18 protein-coding genes are annotated in these 25,082 nt (G+C 41.8%); 6 read left to right on the forward strand and 12 right to left on the reverse strand.

Annotation, left to right across the window (positions count from 1 at the left end):
* Window positions 1-305: 305 nt before the first annotated feature.
* Window positions 306-1,052, forward strand: coding sequence for a cell division ATP-binding protein FtsE (gene ftsE / locus WKK05_RS25370; protein ID WP_341525814.1), 747 nt, complete (start codon window positions 306-308; stop codon window positions 1,050-1,052).
* Between the two features lie 232 nt (window positions 1,053-1,284).
* On the opposite strand, the gene WKK05_RS25375 is transcribed toward ftsE, so the two are convergent.
* Window positions 1,285-2,055: an armadillo-type fold-containing protein gene (locus WKK05_RS25375; RefSeq protein WP_341525815.1), complete on the reverse strand. Its 771-nt coding sequence runs from the start codon at window positions 2,053-2,055 to the stop codon at window positions 1,285-1,287.
* 230 nt (window positions 2,056-2,285) lie between these two features.
* The gene (locus WKK05_RS25380; RefSeq protein ID WP_341525816.1) at window positions 2,286-2,876 is read right to left on the reverse strand and encodes a hypothetical protein; all 591 of its coding nucleotides are present in this window, start codon (window positions 2,874-2,876) and stop codon (window positions 2,286-2,288) included.
* 627 nt (window positions 2,877-3,503) lie between these two features.
* Here WKK05_RS25380 and WKK05_RS25385 point away from each other — a divergent pair.
* Window positions 3,504-4,400 (forward strand): alpha/beta hydrolase, encoded by an 897-nt coding sequence (locus WKK05_RS25385; protein ID WP_341525817.1) that lies wholly within the window; start codon window positions 3,504-3,506, stop codon window positions 4,398-4,400.
* A 359-nt stretch (window positions 4,401-4,759) separates the two neighbouring features.
* On the opposite strand, the gene WKK05_RS25390 is transcribed toward WKK05_RS25385, so the two are convergent.
* Entirely contained in the window at window positions 4,760-5,293 is a 534-nt protein-coding gene (locus tag WKK05_RS25390) for a DUF4330 domain-containing protein (RefSeq protein ID WP_341525818.1), read from the reverse strand.
* 545 nt (window positions 5,294-5,838) lie between these two features.
* On the opposite strand from WKK05_RS25390, the gene WKK05_RS25395 reads away from it, so the two are divergent.
* The gene (locus WKK05_RS25395) at window positions 5,839-6,693 is read left to right on the forward strand and encodes a M48 family metalloprotease (RefSeq protein WP_341525819.1); all 855 of its coding nucleotides are present in this window, start codon (window positions 5,839-5,841) and stop codon (window positions 6,691-6,693) included.
* Window positions 6,694-6,827: 134 nt separating this feature from the next.
* On the opposite strand, the gene WKK05_RS25400 is transcribed toward WKK05_RS25395, so the two are convergent.
* The 5 genes from WKK05_RS25400 to WKK05_RS25420 all read right to left on the reverse strand — a co-directional run bounded on the left by WKK05_RS25400 (window position 6,828) and on the right by WKK05_RS25420 (window position 11,391).
* Window positions 6,828-7,589 carry a metallophosphoesterase family protein gene (locus WKK05_RS25400; RefSeq protein WP_341525820.1) on the reverse strand — a complete coding sequence of 254 codons (762 nt, stop codon included), beginning with the start codon at window positions 7,587-7,589 and terminating at the stop codon, window positions 6,828-6,830.
* 264 nt (window positions 7,590-7,853) lie between these two features.
* The gene (locus tag WKK05_RS25405; protein WP_341525821.1) at window positions 7,854-8,528 is read right to left on the reverse strand and encodes a response regulator transcription factor; all 675 of its coding nucleotides are present in this window, start codon (window positions 8,526-8,528) and stop codon (window positions 7,854-7,856) included.
* A 60-nt stretch (window positions 8,529-8,588) separates the two neighbouring features.
* Window positions 8,589-10,007 carry a HAMP domain-containing sensor histidine kinase gene (locus WKK05_RS25410; protein ID WP_341525822.1) on the reverse strand — a complete coding sequence of 473 codons (1,419 nt, stop codon included), beginning with the start codon at window positions 10,005-10,007 and terminating at the stop codon, window positions 8,589-8,591.
* Between the two features lie 35 nt (window positions 10,008-10,042).
* Window positions 10,043-10,786 carry a DUF4079 domain-containing protein gene (locus tag WKK05_RS25415; protein ID WP_341525823.1) on the reverse strand — a complete coding sequence of 248 codons (744 nt, stop codon included), beginning with the start codon at window positions 10,784-10,786 and terminating at the stop codon, window positions 10,043-10,045.
* Between the two features lie 224 nt (window positions 10,787-11,010).
* Window positions 11,011-11,391: a hypothetical protein gene (locus WKK05_RS25420; RefSeq protein ID WP_341525824.1), complete on the reverse strand. Its 381-nt coding sequence runs from the start codon at window positions 11,389-11,391 to the stop codon at window positions 11,011-11,013.
* 253 nt (window positions 11,392-11,644) lie between these two features.
* Between WKK05_RS25420 and WKK05_RS25425 the strand changes: the two genes are divergently transcribed.
* Window positions 11,645-12,673, forward strand: coding sequence for a DMT family transporter (locus WKK05_RS25425; RefSeq protein ID WP_341525825.1), 1,029 nt, complete (start codon window positions 11,645-11,647; stop codon window positions 12,671-12,673).
* Here WKK05_RS25425 and WKK05_RS25430 read toward each other — a convergent pair.
* Together WKK05_RS25430 and ahcY are read right to left on the reverse strand one after the other, a co-directional pair.
* Entirely contained in the window at window positions 12,660-12,848 is a 189-nt protein-coding gene (locus tag WKK05_RS25430; protein WP_341525826.1) for a hypothetical protein, read from the reverse strand. The two genes, WKK05_RS25425 and WKK05_RS25430, sit on opposite strands and share 14 nt — an antisense overlap.
* A 73-nt stretch (window positions 12,849-12,921) precedes the next feature.
* Window positions 12,922-14,199, reverse strand: coding sequence for an adenosylhomocysteinase (gene ahcY, locus WKK05_RS25435; RefSeq protein WP_341525827.1), 1,278 nt, complete (start codon window positions 14,197-14,199; stop codon window positions 12,922-12,924).
* Window positions 14,200-14,842: 643 nt separating this feature from the next.
* Between ahcY and WKK05_RS25440 the strand changes: the two genes are divergently transcribed.
* A complete protein-coding gene (locus tag WKK05_RS25440) occupies window positions 14,843-16,426 on the forward strand; it encodes a mechanosensitive ion channel family protein (protein WP_341531189.1) in 1,584 nt (527 codons plus the stop codon).
* Between the two features lie 312 nt (window positions 16,427-16,738).
* The gene (locus tag WKK05_RS25445; protein WP_341531190.1) at window positions 16,739-17,002 is read left to right on the forward strand and encodes a hypothetical protein; all 264 of its coding nucleotides are present in this window, start codon (window positions 16,739-16,741) and stop codon (window positions 17,000-17,002) included.
* A 29-nt stretch (window positions 17,003-17,031) separates the two neighbouring features.
* Here the strand turns inward: WKK05_RS25445 and WKK05_RS25450 are convergent, their stop codons facing one another.
* Entirely contained in the window at window positions 17,032-20,208 is a 3,177-nt protein-coding gene (locus tag WKK05_RS25450; protein WP_341525828.1) for a choice-of-anchor Q domain-containing protein, read from the reverse strand.
* Between the two features lie 337 nt (window positions 20,209-20,545).
* Window positions 20,546-24,718 carry a choice-of-anchor Q domain-containing protein gene (locus WKK05_RS25455; RefSeq protein ID WP_341525829.1) on the reverse strand — a complete coding sequence of 1,391 codons (4,173 nt, stop codon included), beginning with the start codon at window positions 24,716-24,718 and terminating at the stop codon, window positions 20,546-20,548.
* Window positions 24,719-25,082: the final 364 nt, after the last annotated feature.

Below are 25,082 nucleotides of genomic sequence, written 5' to 3' on the forward strand. Positions count from 1 at the left end.
GGGAGTAGGGAGCAGGGGAGCAGGGGGCAAGGGAGCAGGGAAGAATAATACTCCTGACTCCTGTACAGACGCGTAGACGCTCGAAGAGCGGCTTCTCGTAAGAGTATAATCGCGTCTCTACTCCTGACTCCTAATTTGAAAGTACTAAGTATTCTTACTCGCTTATATACTGAGTCTTTAAAAAGTTTTAAATTTTCTTTTTTGGATTTGAAATTCTCAGGGGTAACCTGGGAATGCTTATGTAGGGGAAATTTCAAATCTCAAACATCAAGCTGTTTGGTTGTGGGTGTGAGGCAATTTTGAATATGCAGGTAGTAACAACTCCAGAAAAGACCGAAAAATCAGTTATTCAACAAGACAGTAAAACTCAGCAGCAAAGTAGTAATACTGCGGCGAAGGTGCAATTACAGTCTGTGACAAAAACCTATACGAATGGTTGTGATGCGCTGTTGAATGCAAACCTAGAGGTAAAAAAGGGAGAATTTCTGTTTATCACGGGGCCAAGTGGTTCTGGGAAATCAACGCTTTTGAAACTGCTGTATGGTGAAGAGTTACCAACACAGGGGAAAGTAATTGTTGATCAATTTAATGTAGCAACTTTGCGAGGCGATCGCTTGTCATTATTACGGCGACGCATTGGCATTGTGTTTCAAGACTACAAACTGATTCCCCAGCGAACTGTAGCGGAAAATGTCACTTTTGTGCTGCAAGCTCAAGGATTTACCCGTAAAGAAATTCAACGGCGTTTAGAACCAACTTTAAAGTTGGTGGGTTTGCTAAATAAAGCTAACTGCTTTCCAGATCAACTTTCTGGAGGAGAGCAACAGCGGGTGAGTATTGCGCGAGCAATTGTTGGAACGCCACCGCTGCTGCTGGCAGATGAGCCTACTGGAAATCTTGATCCCGATAACTCTTGGCAAGTAATACAAATTCTTCAAAAGTTAAATTCTTTTGGGGCAACAGTCATTGTGACTACACACGATGAACAACTGGTGAGGCGTTGCAATCATCCAGTGGTGCAGGTTTGCAATGGACGGCTGTCTCGAAAATAGTCCAATAGAGTCAGTGGTGTGCAAAGAGAAGTCTAAGTAAACAGAGAATTTGGGTTTTTGCCGTTATACCATTTCACTTTAAGAATGATACAAATACTTTGGTAGGGACACGGCAATGCCGTGTCCCTACGAGAAATTTATATGTATCAAGATTTTCGTGAATTGGTATTAGCGTAGCTCCTTTGCGAAGCGCAGAACTTAGGGGGGATTACCCCCGTTGAGCGAACTGGTTTCAAGAATCAATAGTCAAAAACTGGGGACTTTTGACTTTGCCTAATGGAATGGCTGTGGCAATTGGTAGTGCTTGTAACCGATCCAAGGCTTGCAAACTTTCAAAAGCTGCCTCTCGAATCACTGCTTCTTCCTCCTGAGCAAGTAAAATTTGCAAGCATTTGATAACATCTTGCTGTACCGCAGAATCAACTCGCTTACGGTTGATGAATTTAGTTAGTTGCCGCAGCCCAATCAAACGCTTCAATGGGTCTTTTTCTGTTAAGTTGACCAACAATTGGTCAAGGTGGTCTTCTTCTCGATTTCCGTAAAGGCTAACGATTTGCCACACCAATAAAGTTAAAGTTAACAATGTTCCCACACCTTGCACAATAGCACCAACAGCAATCCAAGGACTGTGGGAGTCAACCCAAATCGCAGCTGCCATGTAAGTGCTGAAAGTGGCAATACCACCACTGCCAACTGCTAAAGTTAACCTACGGTTAGGGCCGTTTAAAAACCTACGTATTTCCAACCAGCGCAATTGCCAGTCCCACTTCTGCATTGAGTAAACCAGTACCATTACTCCAATGCCAATCAAGAGCGCTAACAGCAGTTTCCAGTTCCATAAAAGCATAGCAACAATGATTGTCAGGAACCCAAGAACGACTCCAGGCTCAGACAAACGCTTGAAAGTTCGCTGCTTTGGGCTTCTTCCTGTCTTGAATTCTGGAAGCGACCAGTTGGATATCTGGTTAATCAATTGCCACCAAAAAGACGAAGCCTGTGCCACAGTGTTTACCTACTTGATTACAAAATTGCCTAATTTATAAGTTTTACCAGGGGTTAGGAGAAGCTGAAGGCTGTTCAGCGTAGGCGGTAGCTGTTGCCACTGGATAGGCTGAAATTTCATACTTTCCTAATACTCATGAGTGTAATTGATGATCAATATACCCTACAAGAATACCCGCACTAGGGCGAGTAAGCTAATTTTGATGCTGAGTGAATTTTTCGAGTTTTAAGTTAAAGACAAAAACGAAAGTCGTCAAGAGTGAACTGACCATTGAAAGTACAGAAGGTAACGCTGGAGATATTATTCACCGTTACAGATAATAAGGTATTGGGGGGTATTGTTGAGTCAGAGTTGGCAAGATTAGAGCCTGGTAATACAGTTTGGGCAAGCAGCTGCCGATCGCGATCGTAAGCTGAAAGTACTAGCCGTTGCGAACTAGTAACAAAGGCACTAACCCAGTTAACAGGACGTAAGAAACTAGCTTCTAAAAATCCGCTCTTAGGCGCTCCCATTAAGACTGTTTGCCCCGAATTGGTTGGAAATGCTGGATTCGATGGCTGTATTGCTAGAGAATTATGGAAAATAACTCCCCATTGCTCGTACTGACGCTCTACTGCTTCAAAACATTTTAAATCTTCCAAGTTCAAATAAATAGACGTAGGTACAGTTATTTTGGATGGTTCAATACTTGGCTCGACCTGACCCCGCCCAACTGAAGCTATAACTTTGTTCTGCACATTACAATGACAGTTGTCAAGCGCAAATTTAGCATCTTCAACCGTTGACACTTTATTTGATTGAAGAGTAGCTTGCTTCACCATCACACCCCGCTTTACCCTACCTAAAAAATAATCAGATTAGTAATTACATCAAGAGCTATTGTTTTTTCTAGTTCACCCTACTTAAGTTCGCGGGGTTTATTATAGCAGCAAGAACAATTCCTATTTTTCCCCTGCTTACCCACGAAGTTTAAATCCAAAGCTTCTTACCCTCGGACTTCTCTCTGCTTCCACTACTTAAGAACAGCTTGCCTCCACTCGGAAATTTTGTGTTGGTCAACCACTAGGTGCAGAACTAGAATTAGTAACTTTTGTTGATGAGCCTGCTCAACTATTTTTGACGCTCAAAACTAACCGTGAGGTTTCTAACAAAATACCACAAAATATTACGTATAAAATGCAACAAACGATTACTAGCAAACAGCATTAATCCTTACATGGTGAGAAATTAAACGTAAATTTCCTTATTTATAGAGTGAAAAAAATCACTAAAAATTTATAACTAACTTAGTGATTTTACATTTACTTAATCTGACGGTGGTAAGAAGTTCTAGAGTGAGTAGTTAGTCGATAATAATAACGAGTCGGGAGTTAAACTCAAATAGTAAGTACTCCAAAGTGATATTTGTATAGTTTCGCTCAATAATCACCTCAGTAGACAAAATACTTATGTTTCAGCCACTTGGATTTGAGCAACGCTCAATAAATACCTCGCTAGGTAAAATTGTATACTATACTGCCGTAGGCTCACCTTGGCAGGACGATGTGACTGGAAAAAGTGACCGTGAGACTTTAGTGTTTCTGCACGGCTTTGGTGGTGGGTCTTCTGCTTATGAGTGGTCGAAAGTTTATCCTGCCTTTGCCGCTGAATACCGAGTGATTGCCCCAGACTTGATAGGTTGGGGTAGATCGGAGCATCCGCCAAGAAATTATAAGATTGAGGATTATTTGACGACAATTCGGGAGTTTATTGATCAGACTTGTACTGGCCCAGTAACAGCGATCGCTTCTTCTCTGACCGCAGCATTTACAATTCGAGTAGCGAGCGATCATCCTGATCTATTCAAGTCTTTAATTCTGACTACTCCTGCGGGACTTTCTGATTTTGGTGAAGACTACTCCCGTAGCTTTTTTGCCCAACTAGTCAGTGTTCCCTTTGTTGACCGCTTACTGTATAGCACTGGAGTTGCTACTAGTGGAGGTATTCGTGGTTTCTTAGAACAACGGCAATTTGCCCAACCCAATCGAATATACGAGGAAATTGTAGAGGCTTATTTACAATCTGCTCAGCAGCCTAATGCTGAATATGCAGCGCTGTCTTTTGTCCGCGGCGATTTGTGTTTCGATTTATCCCTTTATATTCAACAGTTGACCACTCCCACCGCCATTATTTGGGGACGAAAGTCGGAATTTACAGGCCCCTCGATTGGTCGCCGCCTCGCAGAAATTAATCCTCAAGCAATCCGATTTTTTCAACAGGTAGAAGATGTGGGGTTAACGCCACAATTAGAATTACCAGCAGTGACAATCGGGTTAATTCGCCGATTTTTACCTTTGCTTAATTAATAAATTGTCAGAAGTCAGTTGCAACTGACTTCTGATGGCTAATAAAAGAAAAACTATTATGTAGGACTTACGCAAAATATCTCTCAAACTCTTATTCCTCAGTGTCCTCTGCGCTTCTGCGGTTTGATTCTTCCGTGACTAGTTCGTAAGCCCTATTATGACTTAACTAGACTGACTAATACCAATTATCTAAATGAAAGCAACAAATTGTTCGTAGTAGCGCTTAATCGCAATTACAAGCCTGATTCAATCTGTCGTAATATTTTAGATAAACGGTATAATTGTCTATTTTTCCCCAAAAAAATTGCCTCCTAGAGTAGGAGACAACATTAAAAACATTATCAACAAAAATGAGGATATTATTTATCTTTCAATCTGACATCGATAACAGTTGCATTGAAGTTGTAGTTAAAACCTTCTAACTCAAATGGCATACCAATTTTAACTTTACTATTACCTAAAACTGGGCCATTTTCAGTGACTTGGGCTTTGCCATCTAGAGTCAACAGGAAATCTGTACTAAAATTATTGCTTTTTGGATCTGGTAATTCTTTCACCGAACCATCGGGCTGAAAAACATTCACTGTTCTAGGTAGCTGTTGAATGGATTTAATCTCAATCTGACCATAAGGTTGATTACGGATAATCACATTAGTTTTTCCACCTTTTTTAAATCCGTTGGCGAATAGTTGTTCAGGGTCACGCACATTCAAACCACGAACAGCTAAATCTACCTCAATGGGTACTGTTTTAGCACCGACTTGGGCAACAGAGCCGGAAGTGCCAGGAAAGATAAAGATGCCAAATATAACTAGCAGAATTACCAATCCAGCACCTAAATCCAGAAGATTGATTTTACCGAACAAGCGGCCTTTGGAATCTAATATAGCCATAACAAGTTTTCTCAGATACGAGCGGAGTAATCGATTTTAGCAGCAAAGGTTTCGATGGTAGGGGCAATATTGCCTAGTTACTAATACTCAAGGCAGCTGGGCGTTTCATTTATGCGACAGTTTATCACGAGTTCGGAAATTACCATTAAAGGCAGACGTCCCTCAAACTTTTGATTGTCAGAAGTTACACCCTAAAAAGATAAAATCTGCTGTTTAAGCCTTTGTAAATTCCCCCCCTTGAGAAAAATACGGGTATTTACGTAATTGATAGTTGTTTTAAGTTACTCTTGAAAAAACCTATTTTCAATTGGTATTTTTTACCTAGAAGCTAAGCTATAGACAGAATTACTCATCGTTTCGTATTTGTTAGACTCTAGACATGATCAAAACCTTTTAGGGCTATCGGGAGTATGTCTATTGAGTAACAGATTTTTATCTAAGCATCCTCCGTTTTGAGTCAATAATGCAACTTAAAATGCTCTAAACACGTCTCATAATTAGTCCTATAATATGTTCTCTCGAAATCATCTTTAGCTCACACATTTATGATGAATTGGAAAGGTTTTGTAACAAATTACCGGATGTGGCGGCGTCGCTGGTTTTATCCCCTAATTTCGGTAGTAGTTGCCCTAAGTCTGTGCTTAAGTACACCCTTGCCTGGAAGAACTTTAGACTTGTTGCCTCTTTTATTGCAAGGTGTCCAGGTACTCCAGCTTTCTAGCATATCCCCTAACCAAGAAGTTGATCTTGGTAAGCGGATTAATCAGCAGTTGGTGGGTAGTGATGTCAAACTTTACCGTAATGCAGAAGTTAATCGCTATGTTGAGCAAGTTGGCCGCCGCTTGGTAGTTAATAGCGATCGCCCCAACCTTCCCTATACTTTCCAAGTAGTGCAAAATGACGCTATTAACGCCTTTGCCACCTTGGGCGGCTATGTCTATGTGCATACAGGTTTGCTAAAAGCCGCAGACAATGAAGCAGAACTAGCAAGTGTACTCGCCCATGAAATTGGTCATATTGGCGGGAAACACGTAGTTAAACAGATGCAACAAAAAGCGCTCGAAAGTGGGTTATTAACAGCAGCTGGTTTAGACAGAAATGCAGCGGTGAACATTGGTGTACAGTTAGCGCGAGACTTGCCACGCAGTCGTCAAAATGAATTTGACGCCGATCAAAGAGGATTAAGAACTTTGACACGCACTGGTTATTCCCAGTCTGCAATGGTTTCGTTTATGAAAAAGCTGCTTACAAAGAATTCTGCTCCGTCATTTTTGAGTACTCACCCCGGAACAGCTGATCGTATTACTGCCCTGCAACGTTCCATTAATGCTCAACCTAGCAATGGTAATTATGGATTAAATAATAGCGCTTATAAAGCTAATATTCGGCCATTGGCATAATTTTAAAGGTCAAGGGGAGCCAGCGCTGTGGGCGGGTTTCCCGACTTGAGGCGACTGGCGTTCAAAAGTCAGGAGTCAGAAGTGAGCAGTTATTATTCTCCCTTGCCCCCTGCTCTCCACTGTCTCATCTCAAACTATGCTCCCTTATTATGGCGGCGATCGCTGTTAATTTTCCTTGGATCAATGGCGGTTACCGCTTCTTCTAATAGCAAAGTCCGGAGGTGACGTTTATAAACGTTAACTTGATAGACTAGATTATTAGTGACATCCAATCCAGTTAACCAGCCACTCCGGGGATGATAAGCGCCAGTGTCTATGTCTAGCCATCCCTGTCCTTGCGCTAGTTTACCAGGCTTTACTCCTGGTAGGGTAAAAGTGATTGTGTGACCGATAATGATTTGCTTATCTGGAAAGTAGGGTTTTTCAATACTGTGAAATTCGTCTCGTATCCAGCAAAGTTGCTCGGCAGTTTGTTCTGCAACTGTTTTGGCAGGATCAACACCAGCATGAGTCAACCAAATATCGCCCAAGTCGATATATTTAGGTAAAGCTTTGAACCAATCCAGATGTTCGTCGGGGATTATAGCATCGTGGTAGCTGGATACAGTCGCTTGACCCCCACTGTACAACCATGCTTGCATTGTTGAAGAGGAGATACTTTTGTTGTTCAGAATGCTTAATAACATCTGTTCATGATTTCCTAATACACATGGGTAGTTATTTTGTTTGACAAAATTTACTACTTCTGAGCTTTGAGGGCCACGATCTATTAAGTCTCCTAAAAAATATACTTGATCGTCTAAGTTAGGGGTGATCGCCTCTAACAACGTCATTAAACCTTCATAGTGACCATGCACATCTCCAATAACAATTCGACGGGGGCTAGTTTCGCTCATCGTCTCTTAGCTTAAATAACTTTGGCTAATACTTCTGCTACAGTTTCATCTGTGTACTTTCCGCAAATCAAGGTGGAAAATACTTGAAGAGTTTATTCTAATTTAATTTTTATTTCAGAAAAAGTTTAGTTTAACTTTATATGCAATTGTTTATAAAACAAGTTGGTGTAGAAATTAATTTAATTAAATAAATCCTTGGGTTAATATCTTTCCTGCAAGCGAAAATTATAACACTAGGATAAAAATAGAATATTTTAATTCTGACTATTCCCTAAGTACGTAGCCCACACCACGCACCGTATGAATCAAGCGTTTTTCATTATTTTCCTCCAGCTTGAGGCGCAAGTAGCGGATATAAACTTCAATGATATTGGAATTACCCATAAAGTCGTAACCCCAAACTTTTTGTAGAATTTGGTCTTTAGTAAATACCTGACGCGGATGCGAGAGTATATACTCCAACAAGTCAAACTCTTTAGCCGTTAACTCAATTGCCCGCTTACCCCGGTAAACTTGGCGCGTACGGTGATTTAAACTCAAGTCTTCAAACTGAAAAATATCTTGATCTGTTTCTTGAGTGCGGCGTAGATGAGCGCGGATTCTAGCTAGCAGTTCTTCAATACTAAATGGCTTGACCACATAATCATCAGCTCCTGCATCCAAACCTGCCACACGATCATTAACTTCATCTTTTGCTGTCAGTAAAATTACTGGTATGGAGATACCAGTTGCCCGCAACCGACGACAAATTTCCAAGCCTGACAGCCCTGGAAGCATCCAATCAAGAATGACTAAATCTGGCGATAACTCCCGTGCTAACGTTAAACCAGCGATGCCATCATGTGCCACGTTGATATTGTAACCTTCGCTACTTAATTCTAGCTCAACAAATCGGGCTAATTTAACTTCATCTTCAACCAAGAGGATATTTGCTGTCATATTTACGATTTTGTAGATAGGGTCATAATCAAAGTGCTACTTTAACCTGACTTTGACTAGCTATGTAAGTAGAGTGATGGTAAACACACTGCCTTCTCCTAATTTTGATTGCACACATACACTACCACCCATACCCTCTACAAGTGTCTTGACAATGGATAAACCCAAACCACAACCGCCAGTGGCATGAGAACGAGATTCATCTACGCGGTAAAATCGCTCAAAAATACGTGTTTGGTGTTGTAAAGGAATACCATAACCTTGGTCACAAACTTGAATAATCGCTTTGTCATGAAACTGATTTAACTTTAAAATTATAGGTGTACTAGCTTCAGAATACTTAATAGCATTATCAATCAAATTGAGCAATATTTGTTTAAAACGGCTGTAGTCTATTTTTATTTCGATGGGGTAAATTGTTGACTCGATTGTAATTAAGCGATCGCTATATTTTTGTGCCATCACTACGACTTCTTCAACTAAGTCATTCAGCACATAAGATTTCATCTGAAAATGTAAATATCCACTATCTGCCCGTGCTAAATCAAGTAAATCTTGTAGCAGGCGAATGGTACGTTCGGCTTCTGATGCAGCAGTTTCTAAAGCTTCTTGTTGCATTTGTGTTAAATTATTCTGCCGTCGCAAGACGCTTTGTAAGTAACCATGTACAATTGTCAATGGTGTACGTAACTCATGAGATACATTGCTGACAAATTCTCGTTCTTGCTCCCAAGATTGCGAAAGACGCGATAACAGCATAGTTAAAGTTTGAGCTAATTCTTTGACTTCGCTGGGTGCATTATCAACATATAGTTGTGCTTGTCCTAAATCTTCTACAGAAATGACAGAAGTCATCTGGCTTAGCTGGCGCAATGGTTGCAGAGAACGCCTAATATAAAATGCACTTAGAGCTATTATTACAATAATTGCCAAAATACTGCTAATATTTAAACTTAGCAGCATTGCCATAAACATTGTTTGTTCACGAGTAATATCCTGTACTATAAATAGCTTCCCCAGAGACTTACCCTGCACTTGCAAAGAACTGCTACTCATAACAAAGTAGCTTTTATTAACTTTATAAACTTGTGGTTTAATCTCCATATTACTAAGGGACATTAACTCAGTCACCGTAGAGTTAGATAATAAATCCAAAGTGGCAGATTTTATCAATATTTTATTATCAAGACTTTTTAGCCATAGTAACGTGTTGGTATTTGCCAAGTTATTAATAGCCTTTTGCAATCCAGTCTCCGGTTGCATCATTTGACTATAAAGTTGCACATCGTGCGGCAAGCGTTCAGCGATTTTTTGTATATTATACTTACGGCTATCAATCAAAATTTGCTGCATTTTCCAACTAGTCCATGCAGCAAGTGTACCTAATATTAAAGTTGAAAATGTAGCAATAGCAATTGTTAAGCGTAGCTGCAACGAAAAGGGGTCAATATTTATCCAAATCTTTTTGGGTTGCTTCACTATTTTAGTTTTGGCCTAGTGATTGAAAAATATTGTTACTTATATTTAGGGTTTTGGGGTAAAGCAAGCTGTTGAATAGTACAAGATTTAGTATCGCATTTTTGCTCATAAAGCATATTGATATAGGGTTCTTGCCAAGTTAGTGGAACTTCTAATAATGCCCTTGTTCCTGTTATTCCCTGTCCGATAAATAGTAAGAGGGCGATGGAACTCAGAAGAATGTGAACCTTGCGCCAGCGATTAGTCTTATCTTTATAGATATCTGGCAAAATGGAAAGTGAAAAAATCATCAACAGAGCAGCAGTTAGCCCATGATAATAGTGGGAAATATACCATTGGTCAGTTTTGCGGTAGATACCATCTTGACATCCAAGCACCACTAATGCAATTCCTGTAAGAGTTGCAAATATACCACGCCAGTTTTTCTGCTTTGCCTGATAGAGTAAATACAAAGAAGCGATCGCAGCCACAAACAATAGCCCGATAAAGACTACCTGAAATGGTGCTTTTGCCCAAAGTTGTTTGTCTAAAATATTACCAAAAATATCGTTGGCAAACGCTATTAAAACAATACCTACAACTGCTCCAGTTAGCCAGCGACCTAACTGAGTATGCTCTTGTCCTACAGTGGCGGGAATTTTACTCTTACCTGCGGCTAAAGTTTGCAGTCGGCGTTGACGGACTTGTAAAGCGCGGTTGACAAGGATACCAATTAAGGGAAAGACTACGAGTACAGCGATCACTGGATGTAATAACAAGATAATATCTCTAAATTCCATATCTGACCTCTCACTAAAAGTTATAAATTAGTTTTTCCAAACAGTGATTTTGCACTAATTCTGCGATTATTAACAACTGCTGTAAAATTTTTGGGATAGCGCTTGCCACTACCCACAATCTAAATAAGTAGACATAATTAAACTGAAGATACTTTGCAGTTTGCTTGAGCGAAGACAGCGCAGCCACAAACTTTTATTTATGTCTACTTACTTACAACTAGGGATTACTTGACTTCATCAGCGGCAAACTTTGTTACTTTACCCTTTTTAACCGCAACTATGACATCGAAGGTAGAACAGTAAGCAAAGGTGACATTATTCGCTTTGTTGTAAAGATTAACCACCATACCTGCACCACCGGGTTGAACAGCTAGCGGTTCAAGATCACCAAAAAAGAAACGACGTAGTTCATCACCACCACCAAACTGACCCTTATGTTTGATGACCAAATCAATCTTTTGTTGAGTAGTCAAACCTGTAGCATCTTTCATTTCTGCGGCTGATGCTTGCACTAGTGAAGGACTCACAGTTTTAAGTGGAACATCCCAGACTGTCAGCATCCCAGCAAGAGCAACACTTGTGAGCAGAGAAAAAGCGATTTTCATTTGTTTTTCCTTGTGTTTAAGTTTCCCAATGAACTAAAGCATCCCATTTGCTACTGAAGCTCAAATGAAATCAGTCTAGTAATTGTCTGAATTTATCCCTTGGGAAAATTTATTTTAGACTCAGCATATTCTCAGAAAATAGTGATATTTTTCAATATCAGTCTGCTTTAAGTGTTTTCTCAGATTCACCTCACCTTAAATTAACCAAGTCAACTGAGTATAGTAAAGAGTGTTTCTTTGCAGTGGTGTTATTGTGAGCAGACCAAGAATATGGCATACTTCTATCCATAAAATTCCAGGTCAAACTTATCTCTGGCTAGCAATCCTGATTTTTGGAGCCTCTAGTGCAGTTACCCGCAAGCTGACACAAATTGGCGCTCAACATTTCGTGGATGGGCGAAATCCGATTTCTCTGTGTAATGTTTTATTCGTAGGGAATCTGTGTGCTTTGATAGTGATGTTACCTATCTATAGGCGACAGTGGAATAAAAAGGCTTTGAAGCAACTGTCAAAGAAAGATTGGTTGGCGCTGACAGTAGTAGCTATTTTATCAGGAGCGCTGATCCCTGGCTTAATTTTTCAGGCATTAGCATTAACAGGGGTCAACAATATTATTTTGATTGGACGCTTAGAGCCACCTTTGGCTATGGCTTTATCGATTTGGTTGCTGAGGGAACGAGTAAATCGCTGGGAAGTTATGGGAGCGATCGCTGCATTTGTCGGCGTTGCCCTAACTATTCTCCTTCAACCCTCAGAGGCAGCTATGATCAACATGGGTGTTTTCAAAGTGGGTATTGGGGAACTTTTAGCTGCGATCGCAGCTGTAGCTTCAGTCGTTTCAACAATTCTTGTCAAAGGCTGGCTTTCCGATATTCCAGTGGGAATCTTCAGTATCTTTCGTACTGCTGTAGGAACTGTAATATTTTTCTTTACTGCTTTAGTTCTCTATGGCAGTGACCACTTTATGGATGTATTCTCACCTTTTTTGTGGCAGTGGATGCTTGTTTATGCTGCTGTGATTGTAGTGCTAGGTCAGTCATTTTGGCTCAAGGGCTTGAGAGCTTCTACCGTGTCAGCTGCTTCTTTAGCTGGTTCTTTTACTCCAATTGTGGGAATTTTAGCAGCTTATTTGGTATTGGGTGAAGCTCCTACCTTAGCTCAATATATCGGTGGTAGCTTGATTTTAGTTGGCATATTCCTCAGCCAAATGGGTATTCGCTTTCAGATTTCTCGTCAAGCTGCAACTCAAGTAGAACAAGGTATGGGATTTAAAGGAATCTGAAAAGTGCTGAGTTAAGAGTTACACCAATTAGAAAAAAGAATGCAACAAATAGTCCATTTGTAGAGACGCGATTCATCGCGTCTTCACCCAAAGATGTGTTGCAACCATTAATTGAATTGATATTAGGAGTTAGGAGTCCCAGAGCGATCGCCGTAAACAAAAAAGGGATAAGCATATTGCCTATCCCATAAAAAGAAGTTATCGCTTAAGCTTTACTATTGGGGCTGTAAGCTAATTCTAGGTTTGACTCAAGTTCCAGTAGTCCAAGAATTGGTGTACTCAATTTGGTCTGGTGTTAGGGTATCAATATGAATTCCTAATGCTTGTAACTTCAAACGGGCAATTTCTTGATCTACGTCAGTAGGAATTGAGTGCAAGCCGGGTTCTAACTTACCCTTATTCTTCACTAAGTATTCAACAGCTAAAGCTTGGTTGGCAAAGCTCATATCCATGACTGCACTGGGATGTCCTTCAGCAGCAGCGAGGTTAATCAAGCGTCCTTGACCAAGAACAATGACTGATTTGCCATTTGGTAGTTTATATTCTTCGGTAAAAGGACGTACTTCCTTAATTTCTTTAGCTTGAGATGCCAAGTATTTCAGGTCAAGTTCAATATCAAAGTGACCAGAGTTGCAAACGATCGCACCGTCTTTCATTACATCGAAATGCTCGGCGCGAATTACGTGCTTGTTACCAGTGACTGTGATAAACAAATCACCAACTTTCGCAGCTTCTGCCATTGGTAGAACACGGAAACCATCCATTACGGCTTCAATTGCCTTAATGGGGTCGATTTCGGTAACAATTACATTACCACCAAGCCCACGGGCGCGGAGTGCTGTACCTTTACCACACCAGCCATAACCAACAACGACGATGTTTTTACCAGCCAGCAGGATATTTGTAGCGCGGATGATGCCATCTAGGGTTGATTGCCCAGTACCATAGCGGTTATCGAAGAAGTGCTTGGTATCGGCATCGTTGACATTGACTGCGGGGAAGGTGAGAACACCATCTTTGAACATGGCGCGTAGCCGCACAATTCCCGTTGTGGTTTCTTCGGTTGTACCAATCAAATCGGGAATTTGGTGTTGGCGTTGTTGAATCAAGGTGGCAACCACATCGCTACCGTCATCAATAATAATGTTAGGACGGTGATCTAAGGCGATTTGGACGTGGCGGTTATAAGTTTCGTTATCTTCGCCTTTTTGAGCAAAGACGGGAATTTCATGATCAACGACGAGGCTAGCAGCTACATCATCTTGTGTAGAGAGGGGATTGCTAGCAATTAAAAGCGCATCTGCACCGCCTGCTTTAAGAGCGATCGCCAAATGTGCTGTTTCTGTTGTGATGTGGGCGCAAGCCACTAGGCGTAACCCAGCAAAGGGTTTTTCTTGGGCAAAGCGATCGCGGATTTGCCGTAAAACTGGCATCTCACGTCCAGCCCATTCAATGCGCTGTCTTCCCAAGGGAGCTAGGGCGAGGTCTTTAACCTCGTGCTTTAATCGGGGAGAAGTTGCAGTCATTAAATATTTCCTCAAAAAAGTAAAAGTAAATTACGTAAGATTTTACGTACTTCACGAGATTATTCTATGACTAGCAATTTTTGCTTGTAATTATCAAGCTGCCAGTCAATAGGCCTCAGCACTAGCTTGACGTTTGCGAAGCGTAATGTCAACGTCAGCGGCAGCTTTTTTCTTTTTGATTTATCTTTGGTAAGAGTATTTTATCAAGCTCTTCAGCCATGAAAAAAGCTTTTTGAGCGCTGTGCCATCAATCTAAAGATATAAAATAACTAGAAACCATTAAAAATTAATATCTAAAGGGAAATACTCAACTTTGGATAGGTACAACTACTCAAATGGATTATGGAGGATCGCTATAGTAGTTAACAGTAGATTTTACTTAAGGAGGTGTTTAGTGCGCTTTCAATTTTTGGCGGTTGCAAACCAGATTTTGTTACCCAACCTTCCCAAAAACAAAGTTACGCCTGTCCTTTTAAAGAAGGAACGGAGATTTTTAGATGCACAAGGCTTTAGTGACATAGGAACCATTACTAAGTCTGTCTTACGCTTAGAGACTTATAATCTATCATCCCACAAGCCTTTCAGGCGGGTGCAACCCAAACAGAGTTTGGCTAGAGGTGTAATCATTGCGATCGCAGGTTCAATGGTTATGAGCGTTGCATCTATACCAACAGCTAAAGCTCAGATTCCCTTTTTACCGGAACTGCAAGCTCCTAGTAAAGTCAGTAATGATGCAGATGACAGAACTGTTTCGGGCTGGGTTTATTTGGATGGTCGTCGGTTGTTTCAAATAGCGGCATCTAGAACAAATTTTCCAGAGCGTTTAGATGATGTCCAACATAAGTTGCAGACAATTAGCCAAAATTACTTTCAGTCACCTGCAAAAATACCAAATGTGCAGGTTGGTAAACTAAATGGACTACCAGTAATTTATATCAATGACCAATACTTGATGACCGTCAATTCTGATGATGCTGCACTACGACAGGTAGATGCGTTCACAGCGGCAGCTCAAATCAAAGATGCTTTAGAAGAAGACCTGCAACGAGCAAAGCAAGAGCGACAACCTCAGTTTATAGTCCACCAAGCTAAGATTGCCGTAGGTAGTGGAGTGGCAATGATTGTGATAAGTTTGGGTGTATTTGGCTGGCAGCGCCGTTCCAGAAGCTATTCAGTACACTCCATCCCCTCAACTTCACCAGCAACTAGACCTATTACAACACAACTGAATCAACGGCAACAGCAGCATTTACAAGAAGTCAAGAAACGCTTGTTTCAACTCACTCAAACAGGAATTTGGGGAGGAGGAAGTTTCTTTATCTTGGGTCTATTTCCCTACACGCGACCCTTTCAGGTATCAATCCTCACCGCCGTGCAATTTCCTATAAGATTGGCTGTTGTAGCATTAGGAACTTATGTAGCTATTCGTTTGAGCTATGCTCTTATTGACCGCTTCACCACCACTCTAATTAGCAGCGGTGCTTTACTAACTCCAGAAAGTTCCGAACGTCTACAACTACGAGTTTCTACATTTTCCGGTGTGACTAAAAGTATTGCTACCGCTGTTTGGATAGGAGTTGGCATTTTACTAGCTTTAGTTTCATTAGGTATAGATGTTGTTCCCTTACTGGCTGGGGCTAGTTTAGTTGGTGTTGCGGTATCTCTAGCCTCACAAAACTTGATTAAAGATGCGATTAACGGTTTCTTGATCATCTTAGAAGACCAGTATGCTCTGGGCGATGTGATTGCGGTGGGAAATTTCGGCGGTTTAGTAGAAAATCTAAATCTGCGGATGACCCAACTACGAGATTCAGAAGGACGTTTGATTACAATTCCGAATAGTGAAGTTAAAATTGTTGCCAATCTTTCTAGCCGTTGGTCAAGAGCCGATTTAACTGTCCCAGTTGCTTATGAAGCTGATGTTGATCAGGCTTTAAAGTTGATTGAGAAAGTAGCTTTAGAGATGGATATTGATCCACACTGGCAACGTCAAATTATTGAAACACCGCAAGTTCTGGGAATTGATCTTTTTGGCGATCGCGGTTTAATAATTCGTGTCTGGATTAAAACACAACCCCTCAAGCAATGGGATGTGGCGCGGGAGTATCGCCGTCGCCTGAAAATCGCCTTTGATCAAGCTGGTATTTCCATCCCTGTACCTCAACAAGCGATTTGGGTGAATGATGCTCAGTTGCAAAACTCTCACGGGAATGGCAAAGCTGAATAAGTTAATCTGCAATTCCTAAACCTTGGATGCGTTACAGCTTGCCATAACGCATCCATATAGTAATTCATAATTCCGATCAGACATTACTTTTTTAGTACAAATGTACTATAATATAAATAGCGTCTACAAAGCCCAGTGATATTGATGTCCAGCAAATCAGGCGTAATATGTCAAAAGTGGGTCAAACGTTGCGATCGCCTTTGGCATTGCTTTCCATTGCTCACTTTTGATGGTTATTTGAGTGGACATCATATGGAAGTGCAAAACAGCTCTGTGAGAACCTACTGGAAGATGGATTCAAGGGTTAGCCTTATGATTAAGCATTACATTCTCAGCCTCAATCCGACTGCTAAACACGAATGGGATCGCTGTATTTTACGCGACCCGCTGACGGCCAAACGTCCAGAAATCGCCAAATTAATTGCCGAAGCAGTTGGTGCAGATACAGGCAGTTATTTGGTGAGTGTGAATATAGAAGTAACAGTGTTGGAAGAAGCTGCGGTACCTCAAACCGAACAACTCTCGCTTTCATTTCCAGAAGTGAGTGCGCCGTCGCCGCTCAGAGAAGTTGCTTGAGGTACAGTATAAAAGTTTGCCGAGAGAGATTAGAAAGCAAAAGTATTAATTTTGTTCAAATCCGTTGCAGCCACATTGTTGATCTTAACTAACTTGACTTTCCGACCTTGACCAGATGAACTATCTGGGTCAATTAAGATTGTGGTATCGCTGCCCTGAGTCTCAAAACTCAGGTAGCCACCAGAAACGGCAGAAGTATAATTTAGGTCACTCCGTTTGAAACTCGCAAATAGTTGCCCCAGCACAATCTCGTCTGTGCCAACTTCAAAATCGGCGATCGTATCCCCTAAATCCCGGATATTTGTATAGACAAAAGCGTCTGCACCTGCTCCACCTGTGATTATATCTTGCCCTTGGTAGCCTATGATGGTGTCATTACCAGCAGTCCCTTTGATGATGTCTGCATTTGAGGTGCCATAAATTACATTTACAACTCCCTCAACAGCACCAATGTCCACAGTGCCATCAGAAATGCGTTGGTAGCCAACACCACGCTGGTCGTAAGGAACTGGTTCAGTGGTATTGCCGTCGCCATCTAAATCTGCGGTATCAGGTGGGGTAGAAGCGTTCAGTCCGGCGTTGATGGCTGGACTGCCGCTAACTAGTGCATGAGTTTTAGTTGCACCACCATTATCACGCAAGGTAGTATCTAACACATCTGTCAGCGGAACATTAAGTTGTTCGTTAGCATTGAAACCTTTAGAATTATTAAGGCTACCAATCAGGTTATGACCATTGCTGGTGAAATTGCCTCCGACATCTTTGTTAATAGTGTTAGCGGGATTGTTATAGGGAATGTAAAAGTTACCAGCAATGATACTGTTGTTCACAATAATATTGTTGCCATAAATACCAGCAATAGTTGCACCAAAATCATCATACTCATCGTTGCTGCCAGTGGTGTTGCCAGTAATAGTGCTGTTGTTGATTACCAGAGTCCCACTATTTGCGATGCCACCACCACTGCTGCTGTAAAGTACCCCTGCCCTGTTGTTGCTGATAGTGCTGTTATTAACCGTCAGGGTACCATAATTAGAAATACCGCCGCCTTCAAAATCAGAGGTATTGTCGCTAATGGTACTGTTATTGATTGTTAGGGTAGCGCCGCGATCGTTAAAGATACCACCACCATTCTGTCCTGAGTTGTCACGGATGGTACTGTTGATCAGTGTGAGACTGCCATAATTAAAGATGCCCCTACCAGCATAGAAATCATCAGAAAATGATCTGCTATCAGCAATAGTCAGCCCAGCAATATCGACAGATGCACCAACTTCAATCTCAATATTCCCCCCGCTAATAGTGAGCAAGTTCGCACCTGGGGCAACAATGCTAAGGTCATCTCTAATCACCAGGCCACCCCCAATCGTATCAGGGATATCATCGGCGAACACCCCATCAAATTTAATGATGTCTTTTCCAAAAGAAGCATTGGCATCTTCAATTGCCTGTCGGAGAGAGCCGCTACCGCTATTATTGGTATTGGTGACGGTAAATATAGATGTTGATGGTGTTGGTGGTGCTGGTAGTGAGAAGACAAAATTAGCAGCGTTGTTGAGTGCAGTAGCAGACACATTGAGGACGGTAAGCAATTTGACACTACGACCAAGACCTGCTGAACCATCTGGGTCAATCAAGACTACAGTACCGCTTCCTTGAGTTTCAAAGCCCAGGTAACCACCAGAAATTGCAGAAGCATAGTTCAGGTTGCCCAGATTTAAACTCTTAAATAATTGCTGTAGTACAATTTTGTCTCTACCAGCTTCAAAGTCGCTGATCGTATCTCCCAGATCCGAGATACTTGTATATACAAAGGCGTTTGCACCTAACCCACCAGAAAGAATATCTCTTCCCCGGTAGCCTGTGATGATGTCATTAGCAGCAGTACCGTTAATGGTGTCACTAGTAGCAGTACCATTAATGACATTTTCTACTGCCTCAAAAGCACCAATATCTACCTGACCATCAGAGATGCGAGGAAAACTTGACCCGCGCCCGTCAAAGGGTATTTGTTCTGTGGTATTGCCGTCACTATCTAAGTCTGTGGTATCAACAGGCACGTCTGCGTTTATGCCAGCGTTGATAGCTAGGCTGCCATAAACAAGGGCATGGGTTTTAACTGGGCCACCGTTATCTCGCAATGTGGTATCTAGTAAATCCATGAGTGGGCCGTTTAGCTTTTCCCTAAAACTAAATCCTCTATTACCATCGAAATTGCCAATCAAATTAGAACCATTGCTGGTGAAGTTGCCAAATGCACTGGAAAGGATGCTGTTATTGACTGTGAAACCGTTGGAAAGTTCAGAGTTATAGATGTCTCCTGAGTTACCAATGATGGTGCTGTTGTTCAGTTCTACAAAACCATCTCTGATACCAAAATTGTTGATGCCGTAACCTGAGTTGCCACTGATGGTGCTATTATTTACAAATAAGGTAGTATTACCAGAACCAATACCGCCACTAATGATACCGTCTGCTGAGTTACCACTAATAGTACTGTTACTCACTGTCAGGTCGCCACCGTTGTTGATGCTACCGCGGTTGTCATCGTCGTATAATTCGCCGCTGCCTGATGCAGAGTTGCCACTAATGGTACTGTTGCTCACCGTCATAGTACCGCCGTTGCTGATGCCGCCGCCGTACTTGGCTTTGTTGCTGTTGATAGTGGTGTTGTTCACTGTAAAGATGCCAGCATTCAAGATCCCACCACCAGATGTTGCGGAGTTATCACTGATGGTACTGTTGCTCAGCGTTATAGTACCGCCGTTGTAGATGCCACCAGCGTATAGCCCTGCTCTGTTGCCACTGATTGTGCTGTTGTTGAGAGTCAATGCACCATAGTTGCGGATGCCAGCACCGTTATATTCTGCTTCAGAGTAATAGTCGTAGTTAATAGCATCCGGGGTGTAGCCATTGGCAATAGTCAGCCCATCAATTTCTACAGTAATACCACTGCCAATATCAAAGACACGAGAAGCATTATTACCACTCACAGTTAATAAATTTGCACCTGTGCCTTCAATGCTTAGGTCATCTGTGATATTGAGGCTACTACCACCAAGAGTGATGGTATCGGCAATCTTGTCAACGAACACGCCATCAAAGTTGATGATATCTTTGCCTGTTAGAGCATTGGCATCTAGAATTGCCTGCCTTAGTGAACCTTTACCGATATCGTTGGTGTTACTGACGTTAAATATAGCCATTATATGTTGCTCCTATTTTTTATTAGAGGTATTGCACCCAAGGCTTGTCCTTGTAGTGATTTGAATATTCAGTTTCACAAGTGAGTGTATCATTGTCACTTAAATAAGTTACTTGAGGTGCTGTGTAAAATTTTGCCCACGGCATGAGACGATACAATTGATGGGTTTGTTCACACTCAAAGTGCCAGAGTGGTAGATGCCACCACCACTTCCTCCCTCTACCTTGTTATCACTGAATGAAGATGTTGCTTATAATACATCTGGCAGCGTGTCGAAAGGCGATCGCTTTGCTGCTCTATAGATGTCAATAAACAAAAATGTTTCTGAGATATAGGGATTAATCAATTTGATTAATTGACTGCTGCTCAAAAGCACCAATATCTACAGTGCCTTCAGAGATGCGCTGGTAGCCAACACCACGGGCGTCAAAGGGTATGGGTTCAGTTGTGTTACCGTCACTATCTAAATCTGAGGTATCTTGAGGTACATCTGCGTTATTACCAGCGTTAATAGCTGGGCTACCAACGAGAAGGGCATGGGTTTTCACTTTACCACCGTTATCTTGTAAAGTAGTATCTAATACCTCTGAAATGGGAACGCCTAGTTGTTCACTAGAATTAAATCCTGAACTACCACTGATGTTGCCAATCAGGTTATAGCCGTTGCTGATAAATCTACCTGCTACATCAAAGTTAAAAGTCTTAGTTGGATTCTCAAAGAGAGCGTAAGAGTTGCCTGCAATGATGCTGTTTTTTACCGTGACAGCATAGCTAATATTGTAGATACCAGCAACGAATTCATCCTCGAAGTTGGTGTAACCAGTATTGAAGGTAATGCTGCTGTTGGTCACCGTCAAGGTGTTTGCGTTAAAGATGCCACTTCCTTGCCCTGCGGAGTTAGCGCTGATAGTGCTGTTATTCACTGTCAGGATACCAGAGTTGTAAATGCCACCTCCTTGATATGCTGAGTTGCTATTGATGGTACTGCTGTTGAGCGTCAGAGTACCATTGTTGTAGACCCCACCACCGTAATTTGCTGAGTTGTCTCTAATGGTGCTGTTGCTCACTGTTAGTGTGCCAAAGTTGATGATGCCGCCGCCAGAAACGTTTCCTTCGTCAAAATCAGAAGAAGATACATTAACACCGGCAATAGTCAACCCTTCAATATCCACAGTGGTATCGTAGTTAATCTCAAAAACGCGGTCAGTGTTGTTACCACTAATAGTTAGCAAGTTCGTACCAGTGCCATCAATGCTGAGGTCTTCAGAAATGAAGAGACTACCACTAGTAAGAGTGATGGTGTCAGCGATATTATCAGTAAAAACTCCATCAAATTTGATGATGTCTTTTCCCCAAGAAGCATTGGCATCTAGAATTGCTTGCCGTAAAGAACCGCTACCATTGTCGTTAGTGTTGCTAACAGTAAATATCGATGTTGATGGTGTTGGTGGTGCAAAGACAAAATTAGCGGCGTTGTTCAACGCTGTGGCAGATAAGCCATTAACGGTAAGAAACTTGATTTCCCGGCTTTGACCGGATGAACCATCTGGGTCAATCAAGACTATGGTATCGCTGCCTTGAGTTTTAAAGCCCAAGTAACCACCGGAAATTGCAGAAGCAAAGTTTAAGTTACCTAAATTTAAACTCTCAAATAATTGCTTGAGTGCAATTTTGTCTCTAGCAACTTCAAAATCACTGATGGTATCTCCTAAATCCCAGATATTTGTATACACAAAGGCATCTGCACCTGCACCACCAGAAAGAACATCTCTCCCCTGGTAGCCTGTGATGATGTCATTGGCAGCAGTACCGTTAATAATGTTGCGAGTGGGGGTACCATTAATCACATTTTCTACTGCTTCAAAAGCACCAATATCGACTTGACCACCAGAGATGCGGTCAAACCCTACACCGCGCCCGTCAAAGGGTATTTGTTCATCAAGATCGTTGAAATCGCCATCTAGGTCTCCTGGATAATCATAAGGTAAATCTGCGTTGTTACCGCTGTTAATTGCTGGGCTGCCATAAACAAGAGCGTGGGTTTTGACTGAACCACCATTATTTTGTAAGGTAATATCTAGTACTGTTGTGATGGGAACACGTAACTGTTCGCTAGCCTTAAAGCCACTACTTTGAGTGAAAACACCGATGAGGTTAAAGCCGTTACTAGAGAATGAGTTGCCTGCGACATCAGAGTAGGTAGGGTTAGTGGGATCGTTATTGCTAATATCAAAGTTGCCAGCAATTATGCTGTTGTTTACTTTGGCATCGCTGAAATATGGTTCATAGTAGATGCCACCACCATCTTGTGCAGAGTTACCAGTGATGGTGCTGTTGTTCACCTCCAACTCTAAATACTTGCCACCTTTAAAGTAGAGACCACCACCTGCGGATTGTGCTGAGTTACCACTGAGGGTACTATTGTTTAACATCAAACGGTAAACACCGTAGGTATTTTGGTAGATGCCGCCGCCATCTCCCTGTGCAGAGTTACCATTGATGGTGCTGTTGATTATAGAATTGGCATTGGCAATGCCGCCACCGTACACTGCTGAGTTGCTGCTGATTGTGCTGCTAATTACAGAATTGACATTGGCGATGCCGCCGCCGTCTCCCTGTGCAGAGTTACCAGTGATGGTGCTGTTGATGACCTCTCCATCATAAATGCCGCCGCCGTCTCTCCGTGCAGAGTTACCAGTGATGGTGCTGTTGATGACCCTTCCGCTGTAGACGCCGCCGCCATCTCCCTGTGCAGAGTTACCAGTAATGGTGCTGTTGATGACCTCTCCATCATAAATGCCGCCGCCATTGCTGTCTGAGTTGTTATTGCTGATAGTGCTGTTTCTTACCTTTAAGCTGCCATCGTTGAAAATACCGCCACCGTCGCTGTCTGAGTTGTTATTGCTGATAGTGCTGTTTCTTACCTTTAAGTTGCCAGAGTTGTAAATACCACCACCGACATCGGAATTGTAACCGTTGGCAATAGTTAGCCCTTCGATTACAGCATTAACGCCGCTGGTAATCTTAAACACACGAGAAGCATTGTTTCCGCTGAGAGTTAATAAATCTGCACCTGTGCCATCAATGCTCAGATCATCTGTGATGAGCAAATCACTATCAAGGGTGATTGTATCGGCAATATTATCAGCGAACACCGTCCCGCCAAAGTTGATAATATCTTGTCCAGCTTGGGCGTTGGCATCCAAAATTGCCTGTCGCAGAGAACCACTGCCGCTATCATTAATGTTAGTTACAGTAAATATAGAGAACGATGCTTCAATGGCACCGATATCTACTTTGCCAGCAGAGATGCGATTGAAACCAGAACCCCGCCCGTCAAATGGTATCTGTTCGGTTGTATTGCCGTCGCTATCAAGGTCTGTAGTATCAATAGGCACATCTATGTTATTACCACCGTTAATGGCTGGGCTACCTAAGACAAGGGCATAGGTGTTGACTGAACCGCCGTTATTTTGGAAGTTAGTATCTAGCACTTCTGAGATGTCAACGTTTAGCTGTTCACTGGCATTAAAACCTGTACTGCCATTGAAGTTACCAATTAGGTTATGGCCATTGCTGAGAAAGTTACCTTTGACATCAGTATTAGTAATAATTAAACCGTCAGTATTACTGTCGTACGTAAAGTATAAGTTGCCAGCGATGATGCTATTGTTCACTGTAGCAATATCGAAGTTATGGATTGCAGTACCGGAATTGCCACTGAAGGTGCTGTTGTTCACCGTTAGGGTACCAGAGTTATGGAGCGTAGTACCGTAGTTGCCAGCGTCAGCACTGTAATTGCCACTGAAGGTGCTGTTGTTCACCGTTAGAGTGCCAGAGTTATGGAGCGTAGTCCTGTCGTTTGCACTACCGTAATATGCTTCGTTGTAACTGATGGTACTGTTACTTAATGTTATGCTGCCAGAGATAGTATTATAGATACCGCCGCCACTATCTGACCTGTTGGAGCTAATTGTGCTGTTGTTTACCGTAAGAGTATCAGTGTTGAGGATACCTCCACCTCTGTAATTTGCGGTGTTGTAGCTGATAGTGCTTTTATTTACAGTCAATGTACCATAGTTGCAGATGCTACCCCCTTGCTTTGCCTGGTTCTCACTGATGGTGCTATTGTTTATGGTCAACCTACCATAATTACGGATGCCACCACCGTTGTATTCTTCTTCATCGTTGTACTCAATAACATCCGGCACATAGCCCTTGGCAATAGTCAGCCCATCAATTTCTACAGTAATACCACTGCCAATATCAAAGACACGAGAAGCATTATTACCACTAACAGTTAATAAATTTGCACCTCTGCCTTCAATACTCAGATCATCTGTAATTTTCAGGCTACTACCACCAAGAGTGATAGTATCAGCAATGGAGTCAGTAAATACTCCATCAAAATTGATAGTATCTTTTCCTATTAGAGCATTGGCTTCCCTTATTGCCTGCCTTAGTGAACCTTTACCGATATCGTTGGTGTTAGTAACGCTAAATATAGCCATGAATTATGTAACTCCGATTTTTCTGTAGGGTAGTCTGCAACAAGCATCTGCCTTAAGCGGTTTAATTATCTGTATTTTTCTCTGGACTACTTATACGAAATCTGTTTTCATCAACTCTTTTTTCTCTGGCGAATGGAACTCGCTGTTCATCTAGAACACACATTAAGCCTGCTGAGGCAGACTAGAGTGTAAAGAAACTAAAAACAGATTTGGTATCAGTACTCTAGAGTGAGTTTTGTCAAATATCAGAAACCATGAACTTGTGAGAAAAGACCACTCATCAAGTGTTTTCTCAATTAATCTCGATACTAGTTAAGCCGTGCAGTATAAAATTAGATTGAGTTTTACTACTACTCAACCAAAA

It is taken from the genome of Nostoc sp. UHCC 0302 (assembly GCF_038096175.1).
In the GTDB taxonomy this organism is placed as follows: domain Bacteria; phylum Cyanobacteriota; class Cyanobacteriia; order Cyanobacteriales; family Nostocaceae; genus UHCC-0302.

Excerpts from the sequence above, each read along its gene's own strand:
- ftsE (WP_341525814.1), top strand. The coding sequence starts at position 306 with ATGCAGGTAGTAACAACTCCAGAAAAGACCGAAAAATCAGTTATTCAA.
- WKK05_RS25380 (WP_341525816.1), bottom strand. The coding sequence starts at position 2,876 with ATGGTGAAGCAAGCTACTCTTCAATCAAATAAAGTGTCAACGGTTGAA.
- WKK05_RS25385 (WP_341525817.1), top strand. The coding sequence starts at position 3,504 with ATGTTTCAGCCACTTGGATTTGAGCAACGCTCAATAAATACCTCGCTA.
- WKK05_RS25390 (WP_341525818.1), bottom strand. The coding sequence starts at position 5,293 with ATGGCTATATTAGATTCCAAAGGCCGCTTGTTCGGTAAAATCAATCTT.
- WKK05_RS25395 (WP_341525819.1), top strand. The coding sequence starts at position 5,839 with ATGATGAATTGGAAAGGTTTTGTAACAAATTACCGGATGTGGCGGCGT.
- WKK05_RS25400 (WP_341525820.1), bottom strand. The coding sequence starts at position 7,589 with ATGAGCGAAACTAGCCCCCGTCGAATTGTTATTGGAGATGTGCATGGT.
- WKK05_RS25405 (WP_341525821.1), bottom strand. The coding sequence starts at position 8,528 with ATGACAGCAAATATCCTCTTGGTTGAAGATGAAGTTAAATTAGCCCGA.
- WKK05_RS25415 (WP_341525823.1), bottom strand. The coding sequence starts at position 10,786 with ATGGAATTTAGAGATATTATCTTGTTATTACATCCAGTGATCGCTGTA.
- WKK05_RS25420 (WP_341525824.1), bottom strand. The coding sequence starts at position 11,391 with ATGAAAATCGCTTTTTCTCTGCTCACAAGTGTTGCTCTTGCTGGGATG.
- WKK05_RS25430 (WP_341525826.1), bottom strand. The coding sequence starts at position 12,848 with ATGCTTATCCCTTTTTTGTTTACGGCGATCGCTCTGGGACTCCTAACT.
- ahcY (WP_341525827.1), bottom strand. The coding sequence starts at position 14,199 with ATGACTGCAACTTCTCCCCGATTAAAGCACGAGGTTAAAGACCTCGCC.
- WKK05_RS25440 (WP_341531189.1), top strand. The coding sequence starts at position 14,843 with ATGGTTATGAGCGTTGCATCTATACCAACAGCTAAAGCTCAGATTCCC.
- WKK05_RS25445 (WP_341531190.1), top strand. The coding sequence starts at position 16,739 with ATGATTAAGCATTACATTCTCAGCCTCAATCCGACTGCTAAACACGAA.
- WKK05_RS25450 (WP_341525828.1), bottom strand. The coding sequence starts at position 20,208 with ATGGCTATATTTAACGTCAGTAACACCAACGATATCGGTAAAGGTTCA.
- WKK05_RS25455 (WP_341525829.1), bottom strand. The coding sequence starts at position 24,718 with ATGGCTATATTTAGCGTTACTAACACCAACGATATCGGTAAAGGTTCA.